General features: G+C 34.0%; 15 protein-coding genes. 6 read left to right on the top strand and 9 right to left on the bottom strand.

The genetic code is table 11. From position 1 onward, the window contains the following. Positions 1–269: 269 nt before the first annotated feature. From ACFSJT_RS16205 to ACFSJT_RS16240, 8 genes are all read right to left on the bottom strand, one after another. Positions 270–953, bottom strand: coding sequence for a LytR/AlgR family response regulator transcription factor (locus ACFSJT_RS16205; RefSeq protein WP_378321381.1), 684 nt, complete (start codon positions 951–953; stop codon positions 270–272). Between the two features lie 493 nt (positions 954–1,446). Beyond that, entirely contained in the window at positions 1,447–2,718 is a 1,272-nt protein-coding gene (locus tag ACFSJT_RS16210; RefSeq protein WP_378321382.1) for a hypothetical protein, read from the bottom strand. 293 nt (positions 2,719–3,011) lie between these two features. Next, entirely contained in the window at positions 3,012–4,400 is a 1,389-nt protein-coding gene (locus ACFSJT_RS16215) for an alpha-amylase family glycosyl hydrolase (protein WP_378321383.1), read from the bottom strand. A gap of 29 nt (positions 4,401–4,429) precedes the next feature. Further along, on the bottom strand, positions 4,430–6,286 hold the full coding sequence (locus ACFSJT_RS16220; RefSeq protein WP_378321384.1) for a glycoside hydrolase family 13 protein: 1,857 nt from the start codon (positions 6,284–6,286) through the stop codon (positions 4,430–4,432). A 98-nt stretch (positions 6,287–6,384) separates the two neighbouring features. After that, positions 6,385–8,691, bottom strand: coding sequence for a glycoside hydrolase family 65 protein (locus ACFSJT_RS16225; protein ID WP_378321385.1), 2,307 nt, complete (start codon positions 8,689–8,691; stop codon positions 6,385–6,387). 6 nt (positions 8,692–8,697) lie between these two features. Next, positions 8,698–9,360 (bottom strand): beta-phosphoglucomutase, encoded by a 663-nt coding sequence (gene pgmB, locus ACFSJT_RS16230; protein WP_378321386.1) that lies wholly within the window; start codon positions 9,358–9,360, stop codon positions 8,698–8,700. Between the two features lie 10 nt (positions 9,361–9,370). Then, entirely contained in the window at positions 9,371–10,885 is a 1,515-nt protein-coding gene (locus tag ACFSJT_RS16235; protein WP_378321387.1) for an MFS transporter, read from the bottom strand. Between the two features lie 121 nt (positions 10,886–11,006). Then, complete coding sequence (locus ACFSJT_RS16240) at positions 11,007–12,038, bottom strand: LacI family DNA-binding transcriptional regulator (RefSeq protein WP_378321388.1); 1,032 nt, start codon at positions 12,036–12,038, stop codon at positions 11,007–11,009. Positions 12,039–12,379: 341 nt separating this feature from the next. Between ACFSJT_RS16240 and ACFSJT_RS16245 the strand changes: the two genes are divergently transcribed. The 6 genes from ACFSJT_RS16245 (at position 12,380) to ACFSJT_RS16270 (ending at position 23,552) form a co-directional block, all read left to right on the top strand. Next, positions 12,380–15,304: a SusC/RagA family TonB-linked outer membrane protein gene (locus ACFSJT_RS16245; RefSeq protein ID WP_378321389.1), complete on the top strand. Its 2,925-nt coding sequence runs from the start codon at positions 12,380–12,382 to the stop codon at positions 15,302–15,304. A 12-nt stretch (positions 15,305–15,316) separates the two neighbouring features. Further along, positions 15,317–16,975, top strand: coding sequence for a RagB/SusD family nutrient uptake outer membrane protein (locus tag ACFSJT_RS16250; protein WP_378321390.1), 1,659 nt, complete (start codon positions 15,317–15,319; stop codon positions 16,973–16,975). Between the two features lie 31 nt (positions 16,976–17,006). Further along, the gene (locus ACFSJT_RS16255) at positions 17,007–18,122 is read left to right on the top strand and encodes a SusE domain-containing protein (protein ID WP_378321391.1); all 1,116 of its coding nucleotides are present in this window, start codon (positions 17,007–17,009) and stop codon (positions 18,120–18,122) included. A 55-nt stretch (positions 18,123–18,177) separates the two neighbouring features. After that, positions 18,178–19,641 carry an alpha-amylase gene (locus ACFSJT_RS16260; protein ID WP_378321392.1) on the top strand — a complete coding sequence of 488 codons (1,464 nt, stop codon included), beginning with the start codon at positions 18,178–18,180 and terminating at the stop codon, positions 19,639–19,641. A 249-nt stretch (positions 19,642–19,890) separates the two neighbouring features. Then, positions 19,891–22,095, top strand: coding sequence for a peptidase domain-containing ABC transporter (locus ACFSJT_RS16265; RefSeq protein WP_378321393.1), 2,205 nt, complete (start codon positions 19,891–19,893; stop codon positions 22,093–22,095). A 164-nt stretch (positions 22,096–22,259) separates the two neighbouring features. Beyond that, positions 22,260–23,552, top strand: a complete 1,293-nt coding sequence (locus tag ACFSJT_RS16270; RefSeq protein WP_378321394.1) for an HlyD family secretion protein — start codon at positions 22,260–22,262, stop codon at positions 23,550–23,552. 55 nt (positions 23,553–23,607) lie between these two features. Here the strand turns inward: ACFSJT_RS16270 and ACFSJT_RS16275 are convergent, their stop codons facing one another. Next, a complete protein-coding gene (locus ACFSJT_RS16275) occupies positions 23,608–25,473 on the bottom strand; it encodes a DUF885 domain-containing protein (protein WP_378321395.1) in 1,866 nt (621 codons plus the stop codon). Positions 25,474–25,492 lie beyond the last annotated feature (19 nt).

Genomic DNA, 25,492 nt, shown 5'->3' on the forward strand with positions numbered 1-25,492 from the left:
AACATAATATTAAAATTTTAAAAATAGAAGACCCAAAGCAGTTAATAAAAAAACAGCAAATAACTGCTAGTGATATTTCTTAAAGACGTATGCAAAATTATTTAGGTTTTGTATCATCATGAAGTAATATCAATCTTTGGAAAATATTGAATTTTATATCTGTCAATACAACGATAGGGACTAAGATGTCTGGATACTATCCTGTAAAGAAATGTTTAGGTAGTAACTTTTGACACTGTCCAATGAGTCCTCGACATTCTTTTTAATATCTAATCGCGAACCGACACTTTTTCAACAAAAAAAGAATCTCTCTTTTGTATTTGCTTAAACGCTTCTATAACCATATCCCTTTTAGACCTAGCAATTGCAATTTTGGCATTACAATTCTTCAATATAGCCTTCGTATTATTTATATTCCCCTCGATAGAAGATATGTAATTTAAATTAAGAATATATGATTTATGAACCCTTAAAATATTATCGTTTTGTATCTGGGTTTCTAAATCCCGAATACTAACTCTGAAAAGGTCAATATTAATTTTCTCTTCCATTATATATTTAATCTCACAATAATTATCGCTTGATTTTATATAATATAAATCTTCTATATTTATTTTCAATCGATCACTTTTTAGCTTGCCTACTAACACCAAATATGACTTTACATTCTCACTGGCATGACTTTTAGTTTTATCACCTTTTGGATGCTGTCTGTTTTTGGAAGTAATGACTGTTTCATTACTAAATGGAGAAAAAGTAAAAGATAACGACAAAATGAAAATCCCTACCAAATGAACAAATGCATAAAAAAGAAATATCTGACCAAAAATATATTCTGAAAGTAATAATTTTTGATGAATGATAGCAGAAATTAATGCCATCATTACCCATACGAAAAGCAAATACGCAACATAATCAACGTTATTCTTTTTTATATTGGATTTTCTAGTCATAAACTCTGGCAATAAAACAAAAAACAAAAAAAGAAAACATAATGAGACTAGTATATGCAAGTTGTTATAGGAGATTATTTTTTCAATAGGTAACTGGATGTAATTAAATTTTAAACCTATATAAAAAACTAAGTTATTGAAAATTAAAAAACCAATGAGATTCGGTATTTTCTTAAAAACATTTCTTTTTAAAATCATTTTACACAGTTTTTACTGTTACATGAAAAATTCCAAAAAAAGTTACTTGTTTAAAACCCTACTCCCTAATAGTAGCTTTAAATGTTTAACTCATAATTTCCCTTCCAATTTCAAATACTTCACAATAAAGAACTTGTAAAACCATATATTTTAAGATCCTAATATATACTTAGTAGTATAAATAGTAAATTTAGATTAATACCTTACAAAATTGAAACATATGGTATGAATACAAAAATAGACATCTTGATATCTTTCTAAAGTTCAACATTATTTAAAGTTTACCTACAAAATCTTAATTTTTCGTTAAATAAATTTTCTTTAGTACCCATATAGCGATGAAAAGTACTAGTAATATTAAAAATATCTTTGTTAGCAATGATACTTCTTCATCATACTCAATTAAAGAATCTACATATTTTTCATCCATAGCAGAAGAAGGATCATCTTGATTTAAACCCACCAAAGAAACGGCTAGTTTAGATTTCAATAAATCTTTTTCATAATTTTCTATGACGACATTTAACTCAGTAAGTTTAGAAATATTATTGGTCTGTGTATATACTTGTTTTAGAACTTCGCCAGTTTCTTTTATCTTACTTTTAATATTCTCTTCAAGAAATAAAGAGAGTGCATTTTGTAACAATTTTTCGGCTTTCACAATATTTTGCATACCCAAAAAGGCTTTACCTTTTTCTAGGTCAACATATGACTTAATACTTTCTCCCTTGGGGGAATTATAAGCTTTATCTGCATACTCTAGTGCTTTTTTAAAATCTTGCTTCTTATTAAATATTTGAGCTTTTAACAATAATGTATTCTTAATAATATCTTCTTGACCTATCGTTTTTGCCAAATATAGTGCTGTATCTGCTATACTTTCTGCCTTTGTTAATTCATTTTTATCTCTATAAATACCTGCAATAACCCCGTAAAGGTCTGCCATTATCAAAGTATCTCGTTTATCCTTAAAATAAACCATTATCTCTTCATACAGAGACAGCGATTTATCCAGTAAATCAAGTTGTTGGTAAACTGAGGCCTTGGTTGCTTTTATCCTAATTAATTCTGACGGTTTATAATCGGTTTTTAATAAATATTCTTCAGCTAATTTAGAATACTTAAACTGCAAGTCATGGTAATCCAAAATACGATAGGTATTAAAAACCAATAAATAGGTAGAATACATTGCTCTATTGTATTTTTTCGTCAAATCATTACTCAGATCTTTTTCAGAAAGAAGTGATTTTAGAATTTCTATGGAAATAAACAATTGCTCCAAAGCTTGTTTATATTCACCATCGACTGTAAGATATAAAGCCAATTTATTTCTAGCTTTTGAAACTCCATACAAATAATTTATGGCTTCGGCTTCTTTAAGAGCCTGATTTGCAATAGCAAGACCATCTTTATTACTCTTTAAAAAATACTGGTAAGCAACGTTATTTAAGGAATCAATCCTCTTCTCTGCGTTACTGTCTTTATCAATGATTGAAAAGGAGCCTAATGTATATAAAAGTATATTGAGCACAACAACATACCTGGCAAATGTATTAAAGTGCAACATAACAATTGGTTAATGTGATAATACAAAGAAACAAAATTAATAAATCAATGTACCCTTATTGCTATGTTGTAGTTTATATATTTAAGGTTTTCAACAATTGTTTTGTTACCAGAAAATTGAAATCAATAATAATAAATGAGACCCGTTTCTAAAATCCGATTAATAATATAGCATAAGTTTTTATTAAGCATATAACTTATAAACAATTATAAAACCATTAGTTACTCGATCTCTTTTTACAATGAATGATCTTTATCCTCATGAATAATGAAGTATTAAGTTCATAAATTTGACTATTCCTGCACCAGTACTAAATATTCCCAAGCGCCAAGACTATTAGCTTGATCGGATTTTAGTTCTATTTCTTGTTGCGAAAGGTAATTCTTGAATTTTCCCTGAAATTCTATATCAAACTTCACAGGTTCTTTTGTCATATTAGCCACAAAAATCACTTCACTACCTTCTTTTTCTCGTTTGAAAGCCAAAATTTTATCATCATGAGAAGTTTTAATGCGAGCATACGATGCTGCATTCTTACCACCATTAAGAGCAGGATTGTTATTTTTAAGTTTACCTAATTTTTCATATAAAGGAAAAAACTTTCCTTTCTTCTTGATAATGGTGTCTTTTTCAAAAAACAACAGTCTTTTATTCATATCATATTCTTGTCCAGAATATATTAATGGCATCCCAGGTGTCAAATACGAAAGTGCTGCAAACATTTCCTTGGCATCTCCCATTCTCTCTTGCACAGTACCATTCCAGGAGTTCTCGTCGTGGTTAGAGGTAAAATTCATTAAGATATCATCTTTTGCATACAGGGTATCCACCTGGATCATTCTTTTATCCCATTCTTCTACATTGGCCTTTCCCTGGGCGATATCATTCATTTTATGATGGGTATCCCAACCATATCCCATATCAAAAGCATTTTCCATCAATTCTGGTTCCCAACCTTCGGCTAACATAATCACTGGTTTGATCTTCTCAATCTCTTCAACAGTATTTTCCCAAAAATCTACTGGTACCATTCCCGCCACATCACAACGGAAACCATCCACTCCTTCTTCTTTTACCCAATAGATCATATCCTGTCTCATCTGCTCACGCATTTCTTGGTTATCATAATTAAGATCTGCTACATCAGTCCAATCTGTACCAACAGTGTGCGTAATGTTTCCTTCTTTATCTTTGGTATAATATTCTGGATGTTCCTTTAACCATACATGATCCCAACCTGTATGATTTGCTACCCAATCCAAGATTACATAGATCCTATGATCATGTGCAGTTTTTACTAATTCCCTAAAATCTTCTATAGTTCCAAACTCTGGATTCACCTTGGTGTAATCAGAAACGGCATAGTAGCTTCCTAACGACCCTTTACTTTTAGTTGTTGAAATAGGATAAATTGGCATTAACCAAAGAATTTTAACCCCTAGTTGTTTAAGAACAGGAATATCTTTTGTAAATGCTTTAAAAGATCCTTCTTCAGAATATTGACGAATATTTGCTTCGTAGATCACTGCATTTTCCATCGTAGCGTCACTTACAGGAGGAAGCGTGCTCTTCTTTTCTTTTTGAATCTCGGTTTGTACTGTACCTACAGTTTCTTCTTTTTGTACTTTTCCACAGGAAAATATAATCCCTATGGTTAGCATGCTTAAAATTATCTTTTTCATGGTCATAAAAATGTTTTGCGGTTATTCGTTTATTTTAATTCGAGTATCATCGAAGTTTTTGCCTTAATGGTAAATTCTTCCGTAACATCTATATTAGAATCGGTAATAATATCGGTACCTGTTTTGAAATTTTTGAGCCCTTCTTTGAAACGACCAATATCAATTTTTTGATCTTTGGTATTATTGTTAATAATCACCATTATACTTTTTTCCTCATTAGATCTAAAGTATACATATACATTATCAAAAGGAATAAATTGTAAAAGTTTTCCAGTATGAATCACAGAAGTGTTTTTTCTCCAGTTCAACACTTTTTTGGTAAAAGAATGAAATGCTTCCTGATCATTGGTTCTTCCGTTTTTGTTATTTGATGGTAAGAATGCGTTTTGTGTGTCTCCTGGCCATCCACCGGGAAAATCTCTTCGAATATCACCATCTCCTTTTTTATCCCGATTTCCCAGCATTCCTATTTCATCACCATAATAAATTTGTGGAATCCCTCGAGTGGTAAAGATCAAGGTCATTGCCATCTTATACTTATCTATATCTCCCTGATATATTTCGTTAATACGATTAGTATCGTGATTCCCGGGAAACACTAGAATATTATTGATATTAGGATACAGAAAATCATTGGTAAAATTATTGTAAGCTTTGATCATCCCTTTATCCCAAGTGTCTTCATCCTCATTAAAAATTACAGTTAAAGCATCGTGTAATGTGAAATCCATGACAGAAGGTAAATGAGCATTAAAATTATCAATCGCCCCTATTTTACTGTCCTTCTGCCAATAGGCCATTTGAGCCTGGTCGTGCATCCATACCTCCCCTACAATATTAAAATCAGGATATTCATCTATAATCGCTTTAGTCCATTTTGCAATTCCTTCCTTATCATTATACGAATAGGTATCTACTCGCAAGCCATCTAGATCTGCATATTCTATCCACCAAATGGCATTTTGAGTGATGTAATTAAGAAGTAAGGGATTGCTTTGATTCATATCGGGCATAGTAGTATCAAACCAGCCATTCATACATCCCTTTGCATCTGCTTTTGAAGCATTGATATCAAACTGGGTAGTCATGCGATAATTACTCCTTCTAAATCCTTCGGGCCACTGATGTATCCAATCTTTGGTAGGTAGATCTTTAATCATCCAGTGTTTAGAGCCCCAATGGTTGGTTACGTAGTCCATGATCAATTTCATCTCCAACTTATGCATTTCTGAAGCCAGGCGCCTGTAATCCTCGTTGGTGCCATACCTCGGATCTATTTTATACAAGTCGCTTTGGGCATAGGTATGATAAGAATAGACAGGTTCGTTATCCTCGAGCAAAGGAGTACTCCATAATGTTGTAGCTCCAAGATCTTTAAGATAATCCAGGTGATTTATCACACCTTGTATATCGCCTCCGTGGCGACCTCCGGGATTTGATCGATCGGCTTTCTCAACTGTATTGGGATGCGAATCATTTTTTAGATTTCCGTTCGCAAATCGATCTGGCATAATAAGATAGATCACATCGCTGCTATCAAAACCTTTTCGATTTGCAGAGTTTTCTTTCCTTACCTTAAACTCATAAGGCTGCGAGAATACTACTTTTTCGTTTTCTGTAAAATCTATGGAAATGGTTCCTGGTTTTATTTCCTTAGTGTCTAGGGTTATAAAAATATAGTTTGGATTTTCAGTTTTTGTAACATCCTTAATAACCACGCCCTCAATTTGAACATCGAATTTAGAGATATCTTTACCGTAACACATTAACTGAAATTGGTGGTTATGCATACCACTCCACCAAAACGGAGGTTCAACTTTTTCTATTTGAGCATTTGTCAACCCTATGAAAAAGCAAGACATCAATACAATTAGTTTACTTTTCATCTATTTTAAATTTTATATTTGTGTGATTATATCTAGAAACAAACACCCCAAAAACAAGGGCTCTTGGGGTGTTCTTTATTAATTAAATCATAATTTATTTATACTGTGATTAGACTATCTGGAGAGATATTAAACTCTTTTCCATCTACATAAATAATCAACTCCTGATCACCTTCTAGATTGAAAGAAGTACCTTCCTGAGAAACACTAACTTTTAAAATTTGATTTCTAAAGTTCACATTAAAAGTATATCCTTTCCACTCTTTTGGAATTTTGGGTGTAAATGCTAATCTGTCATTTATAATTCTAAGACCTCCAAATCCTTCTACGATACTCATCCAGGTACCGGCCATACTTGTGATATGTAATCCCTCTTCTACTTCTTTGTTATAATCATCAAGATCTAATCTAGAGGTTCTTAAATAAAAAGAGTATGCCTGATCCATTCTGTCTAAAGCAGCGGCTTGAATGCTATGGACACAAGGAGAAAGTGAAGATTCATGCACTGTAAACGGCTCATAAAAATCAAAATGACGTGCAAGTTCTTCTTTTGTAAATTGGTCTTCAAACATGTAAAAACCTTGTAAAGTATCTGCTTGCTTGATGTAAGGCGAACGTAAAATACGATCCCAGCTCCACTTTTGATTGATTGGCCGTTGTGATTTATCTAAATCTGCAACAGTAATTAATTCTTTATCTAAAAACCCATCTTGCTGTAAATATACCTGATGCTTTTCTGAATATGGAAAATACATTTTCTTGGCCACCTCTAACATTGCATCAATTTCTTTTTGAGTCAGATTAGTTTTTTTTATGATTCTTTTATAATCATTGTTGTATTCAGCCTTTACTTTTTCGATATTTTCAACACAATATTCGATACACCATTTGGCCAAATAATTAGTATACCAATTATTATTTACATTGTTTTCATATTCATTAGGGCCTGTAACTCCAAGAATTACATATTTATCCTTATTTGTGGAGAAAGTAGCCCTTTGCTGCCAAAAACGTGCAACACCGATCATTACCTCTAGACCTTTTTCTGGGATATAGCTATAATCACCTGTATAACGATGATAATTGTAGATCGCGAAAGTCATTGCGCCATTACGATGTATCTCTTCAAATGTGATCTCCCATTCGTTATGACACTCTTCACCATTCATGGTTACCATAGGATATAATGCAGCACCATTGGTAAAGCCAAGTTTTTCTGCATTCTCAATTGCTTTTTCAAGATGTTGATAACGATACGTTAGTAGGTTGCGGGCTACTACCTGATCTTTGGTTGCCATATAAAATGGAATACAATATGCCTCTGTATCCCAATACGTACTACCGCCATACTTTTCTCCTGTAAACCCTTTAGGGCCTATATTTAGTCTAGCATCTTTACCAAGATAAGTTTGATTTAACTGAAAGATATTAAATCGTATTCCTTGTTGAGCTTTTACATCTCCTTCAATAACGATATCTGCCATTTCCCAGATTTTGGACCATGCTTGTTTCTGAAGCTCCAACAATGTATTAAACCCTGACTCTGATGCTTGCTTAAGTACAGTTGTACTAGCCGTTACCAAATCATCTTCTTTATGGTTGAGAGATACAGTATATCCGCCAAACTTAACTAAGGCAGCTGTTTTTGCCTTAGGAACGTGAACTTCATAATTTAATTTAACAGATGTCTCTCTTGTTTCCACCTTTGGGTATACTTCTTCCTTATCACCATCAATAAAAACCTGGTTTAGCATTCCCGTACATACATGAAACTCAGTTTTCATGGTTTTTGACAAAATATAAGCTGAATTACGTTTATGTGATACTTCATAAGTATCCCAAAATTTGTCATCCCAATTCGTATCTTCATTGGTGATACCAGAATCTAGATACGGCGTGAATACTATCTCTGCATCATGATTTAAAGGGGTCACTTCGTACTTAATTGCTCCTACTTCGTCAAGATCCAGGCTCAAGAATCGGGTTGATTTGACGAACAATTCAATTCCATTTAGCAAAACAATAGTAAAAGAACGTTGATACCAACCTTCTTTCATGTTCAGTTCTCTTCTGAAATTAGATACAGCTTTAGATCTGTATAGATCTAATTTTTCACCGTTTACCTCTACATTTATACCAATCCAATTAGGAGCATTAAGTACTTTTGCAAAATACTCTGGATATCCGTTCTTCCACCAACCCACTTTAGTTTTATCAGGATAATAAACTCCTGCAATATAACTTCCCTGAAAAGTGGGACCAGAATATGTCTCTTCAAAATTAGCTCTTTGCCCCATTGCTCCGTTACCTATACTAAAAAGGCTCTCTGAGGACTTAACTCTATCAACATCAAATCCCTCTTCAATAATCGACCAGTTATCTGGTTTTATATAATCCTGATTCATCTTCTTCTAAACTTTTCTGGCCAAAACCAAATTATTTATAAACTCTTCTTTTATTTCTGTAAAATTTGTAAAAATGTAATCTGCTTCATGCAATACTTTGGCGTCACCAATACCTATACTTATCATATTGGCTGTATTGGCTGCTTGAATTCCTGCTACAGAATCTTCAAATACGATGCAATGTTCTGGAGAAATATCCAATTGCTGAGCACCTATTAAAAACACCTCGGGATCTGGCTTTGCTTTAGAAACATTTGTTCCATCTACTATAGCATGAAACTTATCTATGAGTTGTACCTTCTCAAGAATGACTCTTGCATTTTTACTTGCCGAACCTAAAGCAATGGCTTGCCCTCTTGAGATAAGGTTATCTAAGATTCTTGGTACATCTGGTAAAATCTCGTTAATATCCATTTTTGAAATATAATTGAGATACTCCTCATTTTTTTCACGCATTAACCTGGTAAATTCTTCTTCTGAAATGGTCTTATCCCCCCATTCTAATATTTTTTCTAAAGATCGTACTCGGCTAACTCCTTTTAGTTGTTCATTTTGTGCTAACGAAAAAGAAATCCCTAAACTGTTAGCAAGATTTTGCCAAGCAAGAAAATGGTACTTTGCGGTATCCACAATGACTCCATCTAAGTCAAATATAAATCCTTTCTTCATTTATTTCCTATTATTCATTTATTTCTATTGTCGCTCTATCACTAACTATTAACGTTAAAAAACCTGAAACGATCATACTAATTCCCCCAATTATTAAAGCATAAATAGTTTCATTACCAAAAAAAGTGTTCAATAAAAAACCTAATATGGAGGCTGCAACAATTTGGGGTATCACTATAAAAAAGTTAAAAACTCCCATATAATAACCCATTTTTCTTGGCGGTAATGCACCTGCGAGCATAGCATATGGCATTGATAAAATACTAGCCCAAGCTATACCTATACCAACCATTGATATGATCAATAATTCTGGCGTTTTAAAAATTGTAATAGATAAAAGCCCTAAACCTCCTAGTACCAAGCTGATAAGATGCGTGATTTTTCGACTCGTTAACTTAGCCAACACTGGAAGTAAAAATGCAACCAACGCTGCAACTCCATTATATACTGCAAAGAGAACCGTTACCCAATCTGCCCCGTCGTTATATAGTTGAGATGTTGGATCAGTAGAGCCATAAACATAACTTGTTACGGCTTGCGTAGTGTAGATCCACATTGAAAATAATGCAAACCAAGAAAAAAATTGAACTACCGCCAATTGTTTCATTGTACTCGGCATATACAAAAGATCTGTCATTATAGTTACAAATCCATTAATTCCTTTTAACTTTCTGAACCATGCGGCAATTAGAAATAATACACCAACTAATAGAATACCTCCTGACAAAATATATAGTTCCTTATCTAACATTAGATAAATAAGAAATGCATTAAGAATAACGCCAAAAACAGTCATTATTGTTCCTGCTCTCATAAGTTTTGCTATTCTATTTACATTTTCCTTTGGAGTAATTTCAACTGTGAATTCGGGTTTATGATCCTCAAAAGCTTCTAATTCGTCTGGAGAATATTCTTTAGAATTAAAAACGGTCCACAATACAGCTAAAAGAAATACAATAGCTCCTATGTAAAAGGACCATTTTACAGAATCCGGTATAACACCTCCTTCTGCGGTATTGCTTATACCTAACCAGTTAGAAAAAATATAGGGCAATGCAGAACCTACAACTGCTCCTAAGCCAATAAAAAAGCTTTGCATAGCAAAACCTTTGGTTCTTTGGCTTTCAGGGAGATTATCTCCCACAAAAGCCCTAAATGGTTCCATAGAAATGTTTATTGAAGAATCCATAATCCATAAGGTACCTATGGCCACCCATAAAGTTGGCGAATTTGGCATAATGCATAGAGCAATAGACGAAAGTATTGCTCCTACCAGAAAATAAGGTCTTCTTCTTCCTAGTTTAGAATGCCAGGTTCTGTCACTAAAATACCCAATTATTGGTTGAACTAATAATCCTGTAATAGGTGCAGCCAACCAAAAAACAGCTAGTTCGTCTACTTTGGCCCCTAAGGTTTCAAAAATCCTTGAAGTATTCGCGTTCTGCAATGCAAAACCGAATTGAATTCCCAGAAAACCGAAACTCATGTTCCAAATTTCCCAGAAGCTTAATTTACGCTTGTTCATTAAGTGAAATTAAATGATTACACTGATAAGCGCATGACTTATCAAAACTTATTTTAGTAGAAAGTGAAAATATAAGTTTTGACTAAAAGCAAAGATATTATTATTTTTCAATAAGCAAGAATCACTTGTTAGTTTTTTTTGTAGATTGTCTCTGAACCAAACTAGTATCAATTATAACGGTTCTATACTCTTCGGTTGAAGCCTCATCTCCTTCAAGTTTATCGATAAGTAGTTTTGCTGCTCTAATCCCCATATCCTCACCGTGTTGACTAATTGTAGTTAGACTTGGGATAAAATGTTTTGAAAGAATCCCATCGGTAAATCCAATAACAGCAATATCATTTGGAACCTTTTTTCCTTGTTGGTTTAACACTTTAATCGCGGTAACCGCAAACAATTCATTTACCGCAAAAACAGCATCTATATCTTTGTTTTTAAGAAATTCTGAAATTTCAGTTTCACAATTATCAATATCTTCAATTTTTAGGATAAATTCTTCCTTTTCTGGAATATCATATGCTCTTAACGCTCTCAAATATCCGTTGGTCCTAAGTTTTCCTACACTTATATAATCTACCGTGGTAAGAATAGCAATCTTTTTACAACCTATAGTAAGTAAATGATTTGTTGCCGTTTGTGCACCTTTCGCATCGTCAATAATAACCTTATCACAAACTACCTCATCTATGATTCTATCAAAAAGTACTACTGGCATACCTTGACTCATCGTCTCCTCTATATGATGATAATCCTTTTTAAGTTGTGTTTCTTTGGCAACAGATAAAATAAATCCATCAGCGCTGCCACTAGCCAACATTTCCATATTGATCACTTCTTTATCAAATGAATTATTAGAAGAACATATAATTACATTATACCCTTTTTCATTCGCGACTTTCTCTACGCCACCTATAACAGTAGTAAAAAAATGATGAACAATTTCTGGAATAATAACCCCTATAGTCTTCGTTTTTCTATTCTTAAGACTTAAAGCAATGTTATTTGGTTTATAATTATAAAGCTTGGCGAAGGCCTTCACCTTTTGTCGAGTATCTAAACTTATTTCTACACTGTCTTTCAAAGCTTTGGAGACAGTCGAAATAGAAACATCCAGTTCTTTTGCTATTTGTTTTAACGTAACTTTTTGTTTCATCTTCTTTTTGATTAAAAGTTATTGAATTTTTAAAAGAATGATGTTTTTTGAAAACTAAAAAATGATCATAAATCATAATTATCAGGCAACAACGTATTTTGTTACAACTTATTTTTCTACTCTTATTTTTTATCCAAAAGCCAAAATTCTATGCGAAAATATGTCATATGATCACAATTAAACTTAAAATTTTAACGAAATTTTAAAAGTTATTCACACGCAAACGTTTTCGTAAGGTTGTACTGACAATAGTCATGAAGCTTAACACAAATTTTACATTAAATTGGTTCCCGGAAAGTGAAAATATAAGACTTCAAACAATCAAAAACTAATTTAATTTTATGAAAACATTTACTAAAAGCGCATTGTTTTTATTGTGGTTGATACCAATGAGCTTTTTTGCACAGTCAACTATTAGGGGAACAGTGACTGATGCCGGAAGTGGTCAACCAGTTCCTGGCGCAAATATCATTGTTAAAGGAACTACAATCGGTACCGCAACCGATTTTGACGGAGCTTACACTCTAAGTAATGTAAACAACGGCGACATTGTTGTATTTTCTTATGTTGGATTTATACCGCAGGAAGTTACATTTACCGGTCAAGAGATTATAGATGTGACATTGCAAGAAGATGCAGCAGAACTAGAGCAAGTTGTACTAATTGGATATGGTTCGTCTAGAAAGAAAGAGCTAACAGGATCTGTTTCATTAGTAACTTCAGAAGATTTTAATACAGGAAATAATGTAACTGCTGAAAATTTATTTGTAGGACGTGTCGCCGGGGTTAATATTAATACTAATGGTGGGCCGGCAGGAAACTCACAGATTAGAATTAGAGGAGGAGCATCTTTGAATGCATCTAATGATGCTCTCATAGTAATCGATGGTTTACCTATCAACGACCCTGGAGATGAAGATAATGGTTCCAGATCTGTATTATCTTCTATTAATCCAAATGATATCGAGTCTTTCTCAATCCTTAAAGATGCTTCTGCAGCGGCGATTTATGGTAATCGTGGTGCTAATGGGGTTATTATTATTACAACTAAAAAGGGTAAAAAAAATCTACGAATTAATTTAGACACGCAAACAAGCATTACAACTGCAAACAGAACTGTTGATGTTTTTTCTGCCGATGAATACCGGGCTTTAATTGCTGAAAGATTCCCTGATAGAGTAGGTGATCTAGGAAATGCCAACACAGATTGGCAAGATGAAATATATAGAGACGCTTTTTCTTCTCTCCATAATCTCTCAATTAGCGGTTCATTACTAGATGTTCTGCCAACTCGGATATCAGTTGGACGAGCAGATCAGGAAGGATTAAGAAAAACTTCAAAGTTTGAAAGAACAAATACTTCTCTTTCTTTAAACCCTAGATTATTTAATAACCATTTAAAAATTGATGTAAACGCAAACTTAAACTTTGAAAAAAATAGATTTGCCGAAGGTGTTGAAAAAGATGCAATTACATTTGACCCTACGCAACCTGTTTTTGACCCTACTTCTCCTTATGGAGGTTTTTTTGAATATCTAAATAACGATGGGTTTGCTCAAGCGAACGTTCAGCGAAATCCTGTGGCAAAATTATTACAAACCAGAAATATTGCTAATGTGAGAAGATATTTTGGAAATGTAAAATTCGATTATCAATTGCATTTCTTACCCGACTTAAGAGCAGTATTGAATTTGGGTATGGATACTAGTGAGACAAAAAGATTTGAAGAACGTTCTACAGAAAGTGCAAATACATTTAGATCCGAATTCGGAGAATTTAATGGATTTAAATCTGATACAGATTTTACCTCTGAAAATAAATTACTAGATGCTTATTTGGTGTATAACAAAAAAATTGGTGGTTTAGATATAGAAACAACAGCGGGTTATTCTTATCAAAAATTCGAAATAGAAGAATTTAAAACTGAAGATCAAAGGGACCCTAATAGATTACCTGAAAGAAATATCGAACCCGACGTAGTTTTGTTGGCTTATTTCGCAAGAGCTAACTTGAAGTTAAGCGACAAATATTTTTTAACCGGATCTATACGTAGAGATGGTACTTCTAGATTTAGTGAAGACAATAGATGGGGATATTTCCCTGCCGCCTCTTTTGGATGGCAAATTAGTGAAGAAAACTTTCTTAAGAATTCATCAACATTAAGTAATCTAAGATTGCGCTTAGGGTATGGTATAACAGGACAACAAGATATCGATCAAGCATACGCTTACATAGAACGATATAGAGGAAGTAATCCTAATACCCAATATATACTTAACGGACAAGTAATAAATATTGTTCAAGCTCAGTTTAGAAATGAAGATATAGAATGGGAAAAAATTACTGAATACAATATCGGTTTGGACTATGGATTTTTGAATGATCGCATTAGTGGTTCTGTAGACGTGTTTAGAAAAGAGTCTGATGATCTACTTTCTCAAGCCCCGGTGCCAGATGCCGTTAATTTTTCGAATCAAGGATTTCAAAACATAGGTAAATTCGTTACAGAGGGTATTGAGTTTTCAATTAATACCAATATAATACAAAACGAAAATGTGAATTGGAATTTGAGTTATAATGCAACCTATATCAATCAGGAGATTGAAGAATTAGCTTTTGGTCAAGATATTATAGTAGGAGGTATCGATGGAGGTACAGGAAATAATATTCAAATTCAAAGACAAGGTGAAGCTCCTTTTTCATTTTTTACTTTTGCTCAAGTTTATGACTCAAATGGAAGACCTATTGAAGGGGCTTATGCTGATCTTAATGGAGACGGTGAAGTAAATAATGATGACCGATATGTTGCCGGAAAACCTGCTCCAGATTTCACAATGGGGATACAATCTAATCTAAATTTTTATAATTTTGACTTCAGTTTTAACTTACGAGCAAGTATTGGTAATGATATTTATAACAATGTGGCCTCTGCAAACGCCCAAACTGGTAATTTGTTCAGAAATGTATTTAACAATGCTCCCACTTCTCTATTAAATTCTAACTTCGTTAGCACACCAGATGTTATTCTCTCTGATTTTTACGTTGAAGATGCATCTTTTGTCAGAATGGAAAATATTACTTTAGGATATACGCTTCGCGATATTATGAAAGGGGTATCTAGTTTACGACTATGGACAGGTGTTCAAAACGCTTTTCTTATTTCAGACTACTCTGGTTTAGATCCAGAAATTCAAAATGATGGTAGGGATCAATCTATATTTCCAAGAGGTCGCACCTTCTTGTTTGGAATCAACTATAAATATTAAAAAACAATTGAAATGAAAATATATAAATCTTTTTTATACGCATTTCTCCTTGTTGGGATTTTAAGCTCATGCGAAGGAGATCTTGATATTGAACTCGAAGATGATGATGATTTACTTGCCGAAGATGTTTTCAATCAACCGGGAGGTTACGACAGAGCCATTGCAGGTGTATACGCAAACTTTTCCGTAGTTGGGCTTGATGACCCTGGTACCTCTAATCTTGCAGGGATCGATGCTGGTACTGGAAATTACATCAGAGGACTTTTTAACTTACAAAGCTTATCGTCTGACGAGGTAATCTGGAATTTCGAAAATGATCAAGGTATTCGGCAGATCCAAAGGAATAGTTGGGATGCCAACAATGTAATAGTTTTAGGGTTTTGGGCAAGAGCAACCTTTGAAATTTCATTGGCCAATGAGTTTCTAAGGCAAACAACCAATGAAAAACTTGATCAACGAGGAGTTGATGCCCCGACTAGAGAAAAAGTAATCACTTATAGAGCTGAAGCCAGAGTTCTGAGAGCTTTAGCAAACTATCATTTACTTGACCTTTTCAGAAGAGCGCCTTTTGCAACAGAAAATGATCTTGTAGGATTTACAAGAGTTCCAGAAATTTCAGGACAGGATCTGTTTAATTATATCGAAACTGAATTACTCGAAGTAGAAGCAGATCTTCTGGATGTAAATCCAGGTAATGCAGAACAATATGGTAGAGCAACTAAAGGAGTAGCAAAAATGATTCTTGCTAAACTTTACTTGAATGCAGAAATATATCTAGGAGCAGAAAATGGACGTTTTGCCGATTGTTTAAGAGTTTGTGATGAAATAATCAATAGTGGGTACAGTCTAACGCCTAATTATTTAAACAATTTCAATGCAGACAACAATACCAACGGAGCTCAAAATGAAATTATTTTCCCAGTTATTGCCGATGGGGTTGCTGTTCGAAATTTTGGTGGTGCTTCTATCATTATGCAAGGGCAACAAAATGGAAATGGTGATTTCAAACCAGCTCCGGCAGATTTTGGTGTTATTGGTTTTGGAAACTTATTTAGAGTTAGACAAGAGTTATCCTTAACCTTTGAAGATCCCCTTTTTAATAACGACGAGAGAAATACGTTGGTAAAGTTTGACGTACCTATAGATCCTTCTCCGACTCCTCCAGAAGCTAGAGATATTGCTGTAGGGCCAGATTTATTAGACACTTCTTCTGGGTATTTAATGGCAAAATATTCTAATCTTACTTCGACTGGAGAGCCCGGTCAAGATCAAACTTTTGTGGATACAGATTTTCCTCTCTTTAGACTCGCCGATGTTTATCTAATGTACGCCGAAGCTCACCTTGAAGGTGGTGGTGGAGATATTACTACAGCTACCAGGTACATTAATCTATTAAGAGAACGTGCTTTTGGCGATACTTCCGGTAATATAACTGAGGGAGAACTAACGCTGGACTTTATCTTAGATGAACGTGCCAGAGAATTACATTGGGAAGCTCATAGAAGACAAGATTTAGTTCGATACGGTCTTTATACTGGTGGAGCTTATATCTGGTCTTTCAAAGGTGGTCCCCAAAATGGAACTGCTATCGCAGAGAAGTTTAAGCTATTTCCAGTGCCTGCCTCCAGTAGATCAGCCAATCCAAATTTAGGACAAAATGATGGATTCTAATATTTTAACAAAAATTTTAATTTATACAGTCATGAAAAAGATATCAATTTTAATGTTTGCATGTTTGGCATTAGTATGCTTTAATGCATGTGTAGAAGATGATGAACCTACATTTATGGTTCAAGAAAATGAGGCAACAGCACCCACTATCGTTACTGCAAATTCAACAGTAATGTTGAATAAAGATGCAGAGGACAATCAAGCTCTTACCGTAGTATGGAACGATGCACAATATAATTTTCAAACACCGGTGACCTACAATATTATGGTTGCAGCAGCGGGAACCGACTTTGAAGATGAAATAAATGCTGCATCAACAGTAGAACGCTCTTATACTTGGACAGTAAAAGATTTGAACAATCTTGCAATTAAAGCTGGATTAGAAATTGATAAGGAAGGAGCACTAGAAATTCGTGTAATCTCTTCTTTGGGGAGTAATGGTGGTGTATCCATGGATTCAAATATTTTGGCTATCACGTTAACACCCTATTCAACTGAATTACCTAAGTTATGGCTACCGGGAGATTATGCACAAGACAGCGGTTATGGAGCAAACTGGAATCCAGCAGACCCGTTAACACCAACTCTTACAGCAGAAAACTTTACTAGCTCAAAATTTGAAGGATATGTTTACTTTGCCAACGACAATTCTAACTTTAAAATCACTCCTACTAATGTTAATTTCGATGGAAATTATGGAGATGTTGATGACTCTGGGACTTCTGGAACTTTATTTCAAGATAATGCGAGTAAAAATATAGTTGTTCCTGTTGCAGGGTATTATAGAATAAATGTTGATACCGAAGCACTGACCTATTCACTTACAAAAACAGACTGGGCTGTTACCGGCTCATCTACACCGCTAGGTTTTGCACCACCCGAAGCGGGTCCAAATCAAGATCATGATCTAACTTATGATCAGGATACTAAAGTATGGTCTATAACCTTAGACCTCACCTCAGGTGAAATAAAATTTAGAGCTAATGATTCTTGGTCATTCAATTATGGAAATGACGATGACGGAGATGGTTCATTAAACGAAGGAGGATCCAATATCGCTGTTGAAACCGGAGGAACATATGTTATTATCTTGGATCTTAGTAATCCAAGAGCATATACCTACTCTTTAACTCCAGTAACAAATTAAACAAAAGTGGTATCCAAGAGGCTGTTTTTATGACAGCCTCTAAACTATAATAAATATGAAAACATTTATAAAACACACTATAAAAAGTACACTTTTTCTTGGTGCCTGTATGGCTGGCTTTTTAAGTTGTTCGGATGATGATGACTCTTCAAACAATCAAGAAGAAATAATTGTTCAAGAGGATTTAAGATTGGATCTTACTGCATTTACCAAAGCTGATGCCGGCGTAATGATGCAGGCATTTTATTGGGATGTAGAACCCATTGGAGGTTGGTATGACGAGGTAAGTTCTAAAATTGAAGATTGGTCGGCATCAGGGGTCAACCGAATCTGGTTACCCGCCCCAGGTAAGGGTGCATCAGGTCAATTTTCTATGGGATATGACCCTATGGACTATTTTGATGTTGGAGAATTTAGTCAACGAGGAGCAGAAAATAAGGAAACTCGCTTTGGTTCAAGACAAGAGTTAGAGAATTTAATACAAAAATCTCATGATAATGGGATTGAAGTCATTGCTGATATTGTACTGGGTCATAATTCTGGTGGGGGTTTACAGTCGAATCCGTTTAGAGGAGGTACCGAAGTGTATTCTTTATTTAATGAAGAAAACGGAAACGCTTCCGGTAAATTTAACCGAACTAATGAACATTTTCATCCAAATGATATTCATAGTAACGATGAACAAGCTTTATTTTTTGCTGAAACTGACTTATGCCATGACCAACAGTATGTGCAAGATTGGTTATGGGGCCGAGATGACTCCGTCGCAGAATTCTATAAAAACACCTTAGGTTTTGATGGGTGGCGTTTTGATTATGTAAAAAGTTTTGCGCCCAAATGGGTAAAAGCCTGGAATGATAAAGTGGGAGGATTTTCTGTGGGAGAAAATTTTGATGGTAATCAACAAGTGCTAAAAGACTGGGTTGATGCTTCTGGATCTCCTGCCTTCGATTTTGCTTGCTTCTACAGGTTAGAAGAATCATTAGATCGTAACAAAGATCTAACGGCTTTAGGAGAAGAAGGCAATATGCTGCGTAAAATATATCCTGACAAGGCAGTTACTTTTACGGCTAATCACGATACAGAAAAAGATGAAAACGTTAATAATAGCATAAGCTATTCTAATAAGCTTTTGGCTTATTCCTATATGCTGACTCATGATGGCTATCCCACCATTTTCTATCTTGACTATGAAAACGAATCTTTTAAGGACGCTATTAAAAACCTTATTTTAATTAATCGTACTATCGCCACAGGGGATATTGAAATTATTGAAGCGAATAAGGACGAATACATTATGAAAAGAAATGGTAACGGTGACAATCCTGGGCTTATCCTATATATGAATATAAGCAACAATACAAAGCAATACGAGATACAAACAAATTGGTCTAATAAAACGCTTGTTGATTATGCAAACAATTCAAAATTGACTCCTGTTACTAATGCTGAAGGCAATACGACGATTTACGCTCCTGCTGGAAGTTTTTCGATCTGGTCTATAGGAAAGGAACAATAGATATACAACTATTTATCTAATTAGCCAATAATTTTAAAAGGCAGCCTTTTTAAGGCAGCCTTTTTTTTTGAAAAAACGAAATTCTGATAAAGAATAAACTAAAATATAAACTTTCATTGATCAGTTATTTTTTAAATCAAAACTTATTAATTCAACTTTAATAAAAAAGAATTACTTTTCTTTGTAAAAGATCTTCTGGATTAAGAAGATCTTAATTTTACACAAAATCAATATAATTAAATACGCTTAATGCCTAAATTTCCGTTTTATAAACAAGCTGAATCTAAGGATTGTGGACCAACTTGTATTAAGATAATAGCAAAACACTACGGAAGAGTTCTTAATACCCAAAAACTTCGAACACTAAGTGAGACTACACGAGAAGGGAGTTCTCTTTTGGGACTTAGTGATGCTGTTGAAGAAATAGGGTTTAGATCTCTGGGTGTAAAGCTTTCTCTTAAAAAATTAGATGAAGTTCCTCTACCCTGTATTGTTCACTGGAATAAGGTACATTATGTAGTGGTTTATAAAATTAAGTATAAGCGTAATGGAGATGCCACTATTTTTGTTTCAGATCCTGCTCATGGCCTCATTACTTATACCAAAGAAGAATTTATAAAAGCCTGGATTGGAAATAATGCAGACGAAAATACAGAAGAAGGTGTTGCACTTTTATTAGAACCTACTCCAAAATTTTACAATGATAATTTAGACGAGGAAGACGAGAAATTTGGGTTTAAATTTATTTCTAAATACATATTTAAGTATAAATCATTCCTGTTCCAATTAGCTCTTGGTTTGGGTGCTGGTAGTTTATTGCAGCTTATTACCCCTTTTCTTACTCAAAGTATAGTGGATGTGGGGATCAAGAATCAAGACATTAATTTTATCTACCTTGTCTTGATTGCTATGCTTTCATTATTTATAGGAAGAACGCTAATCGATGTGCTTAGAAGTTGGATTTTACTTCATTTAAGTACTCGTATTAATATTTCGTTGATTTCAGATTTCTTTATTAAATTAATGAACCTTCCTATCTCCTATTTTGATGTTAAGATGACAGGAGATTTATTACAGAGAATCAATGATCATAAACGAATAGAACAGATATTAACAATGTCCTCATTGAATGTGCTGTTTTCAATGGTTAACCTCATTGTATTCAGTATTGTGTTGATTTACTATAGCATTCCAATCTTTGGTATTTTTGCGATCGGAAGTACATTTTATTTTGCCTGGATCCTTATTTTCTTTAAAAAACGTAAGAAACTGGATTACAAACGCTTTTCTCAAATAAGTGAAGAGCAAAGTAAAGTTATTGAGCTGGTTAATGGTATGCAGGAAATCAAGCTGCATAATGCTGAAAAAAGAAAGCGATGGAACTGGGAATTCGTTCAAGCCAAACTATTTAGAATATCAATAGAAAATTTAGCCCTTGAGCAATATCAAAATGTAGGATCGTCTTTTATTAATGAGCTTAAAAATATTTTTATTACCGTTTTTTCTGCAAAACTGGTGATAGACGGTGATATCACACTAGGTATGATGCTTGCCATCACTGCGATTGTGGGTCAACTTAATGCTCCTATAACTCAGCTAATTAATTTTTTAAGAGAGCTACAGGATGCACAAATTTCTTTGGAGCGTTTGGGAGAAATACACAATAAAGAAGACGAAGAGCATGCTGGTGACGAAAAGATTAAAGAAATTCCTGAAAATTCTGGTTTTGAAATCAAAAACCTTGCTTTTAGATATGTTGGATCTGACAAAAAGGTCCTTGAAAATTTGAATTTATCTATCCCTGCCAATAAAATAACAGCAGTAGTTGGTGTTAGCGGAAGTGGAAAAACAACGCTAATGAAACTTTTACTCAAGTTTTATGAACCGGATGAAGGACAGATTTTTATCGGGCCTCATGATTTGCAACATGTATCACAAAAAGCTTGGAGAGATCATTTTGGAGTAGTAATGCAAGAAGGCTATATTTTTAATGATACTATTGCTAATAACATTGCTGTTGGAGAAGATTATGTAGATAAGAAAAAATTGGCGCATGCAGTTGATGTTGCTAATATCAAGGAATTTATAGAATCACTTCCTTTGTCCTACAATACAAAAATCGGAATGGAAGGTGTAGGTTTAAGTACTGGTCAAAAACAACGTTTGTTTATTGCGCGTTCGGTTTATAAAAATCCTAAATTCTTGTTCTTTGACGAGGCAACGTCTGCTCTCGATGCAAACAATGAAAAAGTAATCATGGAGAAATTAGATACTTTTTTCAAGAACAAAACAGTAATGGTAATCGCACACCGTTTAAGTACTGTGAAAAATGCGCATCAAATTGTAGTTTTGGATAAAGGTGAAATCATAGAAGTCGGTAATCATGAAGAACTGATCAAAAAGAAAGGAAGTTATTATAATTTGGTGAAAAATCAATTAGAATTGGGTAAGTGAGATTTTTGATATTAGATTTGAGATATTAGATGATAGATACCAGAAATTAAACACGGGATACTGAATACTGAATACTGAATACTGAATACTGAATACTGAATACTGAATACTGGAAATTATAAAAACCTTGTTCAACATTCTAATATTATTTTTAATTTTAAAAAATGCCAGAAGCTTTAGACGAAATACAATTAAGAAGTGAAGAGGTACAGGAGATCCTTACCAGAGTGCCGCATTGGATGATTAGATGGGGTAATTTATTGATTTTGGTGTTGGTTTTGCTGTTGTTATTTCTCTCTTGGTTGGTTAAATATCCAGATGTGATACCTGCAGAGGCCATAATCACTACTCAAATTCCTCCACAAAAAGAGTATGCCAAAGTTAGTGGTAAAATTGAAGCGATTTTGGTAGAAGATGGTCAAATAGTTCCAGAGAATACTCCCTTGGCCATTCTAACCAATACGGCTAATTATCAGGATGTATTTACGCTTCAATCTATTATTGATACGATATCAATAAATAGTAAATCGTTTAGTTTTCCCATAAAAGAGATTCCTGTATTGTTTCTGGGAGATATCGAAACGAGCTTTGCTATTTTTGAGAATAGCTATTCAGAATATCTACTAAATAAAGAGCTACGGCCTTTTTCTAATGAAGCACTGGCAAACCAAATATCATTATCAGAATTATATAGAAGACAAGAAAGTTTAAGGGGACAAAAAAGAATTGCAAGAACAGAATTAGATTTCAAGAAAAAAGATTTTGAGCGTCAAAAAAATTTATTTGAAAAAGGTGTTATCTCTGCTCAAGAGTTTGAAAATAAAAAGATTGATCTTTTGCAAGCCGAACGAAATTATGAAAGTAATAATGTTCAGCTGTCACAGATTAATGAAAGCATAAGTGCTGCAACCAAAACATCAAGGGGTACCGAGATCAACCAGCAAAAAGAAGAAGTAAATTTGCGTAAAAAAGTCTTACAATCTTTTGATCAATTGAAAAAAAGTATCAAAGACTGGGAGCTTCAATATGTTTTAAAATCTGATATAGAGGGTCGTGTTTCTTTTCTTAATTTCTGGACTCAAAATCAAACGGTTACTGCAGGAGATTTGGTATTCATCATAATTCCATCAGAAGATTCTTCCTATCTGGCAAAAATCAAAGCTCCTTCTCAAAACTCAGGTAAAATAAAAATTGGTCAGACAGCTAATATTAGATTAGAAAATTTTCCTGATAATGAATTTGGAACGCTAAAGGGAACCGTAAAAAGCATTTCTCTTTTACCAGATAAAGATGGATTATATCTAATAGATGTAGAATTACCCGAAAAACTAATAACAACGTATAACAAAGAAATTCCTTTCAAACAGGAAATGAGAGGTGTAGTAGAAATTATTACCGAAGATCTTCGCCTCATAGAACGTTTCTTCTATCAGTTTAGGACAATAATGGATAAATAAAAAGACCTGGGCCGGTTTTGAAACCTACCAGGTCTTAAAAGATTTCAAAATACAATTAAGATTCAGTATTCTCTTCTTTACTTTTGATAGCTATCCATTTTTCAACGAGTTCTTCTAATACGTTAAGAGGAACTGCTCCATTAGTCAAAACTACATCGTGAAACTCTCTAATATTAAATTGATCCCCTAACTTTTCCCTTGCATTTTCACGTAACTCAAGAATTTTGTTCATGCCTATTTTATAGGCAGTTGCCTGGCTTGGCATTACTATATGGCGTTCGACCATTTTTACAGCATCACTCTCTGCATTTGGTGTATTATCGGTATAATATTTAATTCCTTCCTCTCGTGTCCATTTTTTTGCATGAATTCCTGTATCCACTACTAATCTACAAGCTCTCCAGAGTTCCATTGCCAACCTTCCAAAATCTGAATAAGGATCATTATACAATCCTATTTCTTTGGGTAAAAGTTCTGTATACAATCCCCAACCTTCTGTATAGGCTGTATACCCAGCAAATTTCCTAAATTCTGGTATATTTTCTAATTCTTGTGCTATAGAACGTTGCATATGATGACCAGGGATCCCCTCATGGTAGGCTAATGCTTCCATTTGATACTTTGGCATTGCCTTCATATCATACAAATTAGCATAATATCTTCCAGGTCTTGAACCATCTGGCGTTCCCCTTTGATAAAATGCTTTTCCGGCACTTTTCTCCCTAAAGGGCTCTACAGCTTTTACAACAATATCTGCTTTTGGTTTGGTAATAAATAATTCGTCCAATCTAGACTTCATATTATCGATTAGCCCGACTGCTTGTTTTAAATATGCTTCTTGGCCTTCTTCATTATTTGGAAAATAGAACTTTTCATCCTCTTTCAGGTATTTGAAGAAATCCTGTAGAGTACCTTCGTACTTTACTTGTTTCATAATATCTCGCATTTCTTTGTGGATACGGTCTACTTCTTTTAAACCAAGTTCGTGAATTTGATCTGCTGTCATATCGGTAGTGGTGGTTCGCTTCAATGCTACATTATAAAAAGCATTTCCTTTGGGAAATTTCCAACAACCGTCTTCTGTTGTCGCTCGTTGTTGTTGCCCTTCAAGAAAAGAAATGAGATTATCATAAGCGGGTTTAAAGCTTTCAATCAATGACTTTTCTGCTTGAGAAACAAGTTCGCTTTTATCCTTATCTGATAATTCTAAGGCTGATATTTTTCTTTTGAAGTCGGCCAGCAACGTACTTTCTTTATTTGATTCATCGAAAGGTTGTCCTGTTATGATATTTCGACAATCCTCCAAGACTTTAGTAAAAACAAACTTTGGAGGAACGATACCGTTCTTTTCTCTAATTTTCATGTTATCAACTAGTTGTTTAAACAATTCGTCCAAACCATCCAATCGAGAAATGTAAGCCTCGGCATCGCTTTTATCTTCTACTCTATGCATATTAATCATAAAAGCAGGAACTCGAGCATGCATACCACTCATTTGATTCACCGGATAATTGTAAAACCGATATTGAAAATCTTTGATTTGGTTTTCCAAATCTTGTCGCATCAATTTATAACTTAGCTTTGTCGCCTCATTCAATCTAGAAATATCTACAGAATCTTTTAGGTATGCCAAACGTTGTTTTGTACGTTCTAAATCTTCTACTTCTTTCTTCGAGGATATATCATCCCATTTACCATAATCAGCAGTTTTAATTCCCAGATAGGTTTGTGTCATAGGCGACCTTGATACCTCTTCCTGAAATTGTGTTTCGAACCAATTATTCAATTTATCAGAATACTCTTCTATAGCTTGAGGTGTTCTGGCAACTTTTTTTTCCTCTTCATTACTCTGCTTCTTACAACTAAACGTTATGAAAAGACAAAAGAAAACTAATAGATTTATTTTTATTTTATTCGTCATAGTCTGCATTTAAGTTTGG

The sequence above is a fragment of the Aquimarina celericrescens genome, assembly GCF_042682765.1.
Classification (GTDB): Bacteria; Bacteroidota; Bacteroidia; order Flavobacteriales; family Flavobacteriaceae; genus Aquimarina; species Aquimarina celericrescens.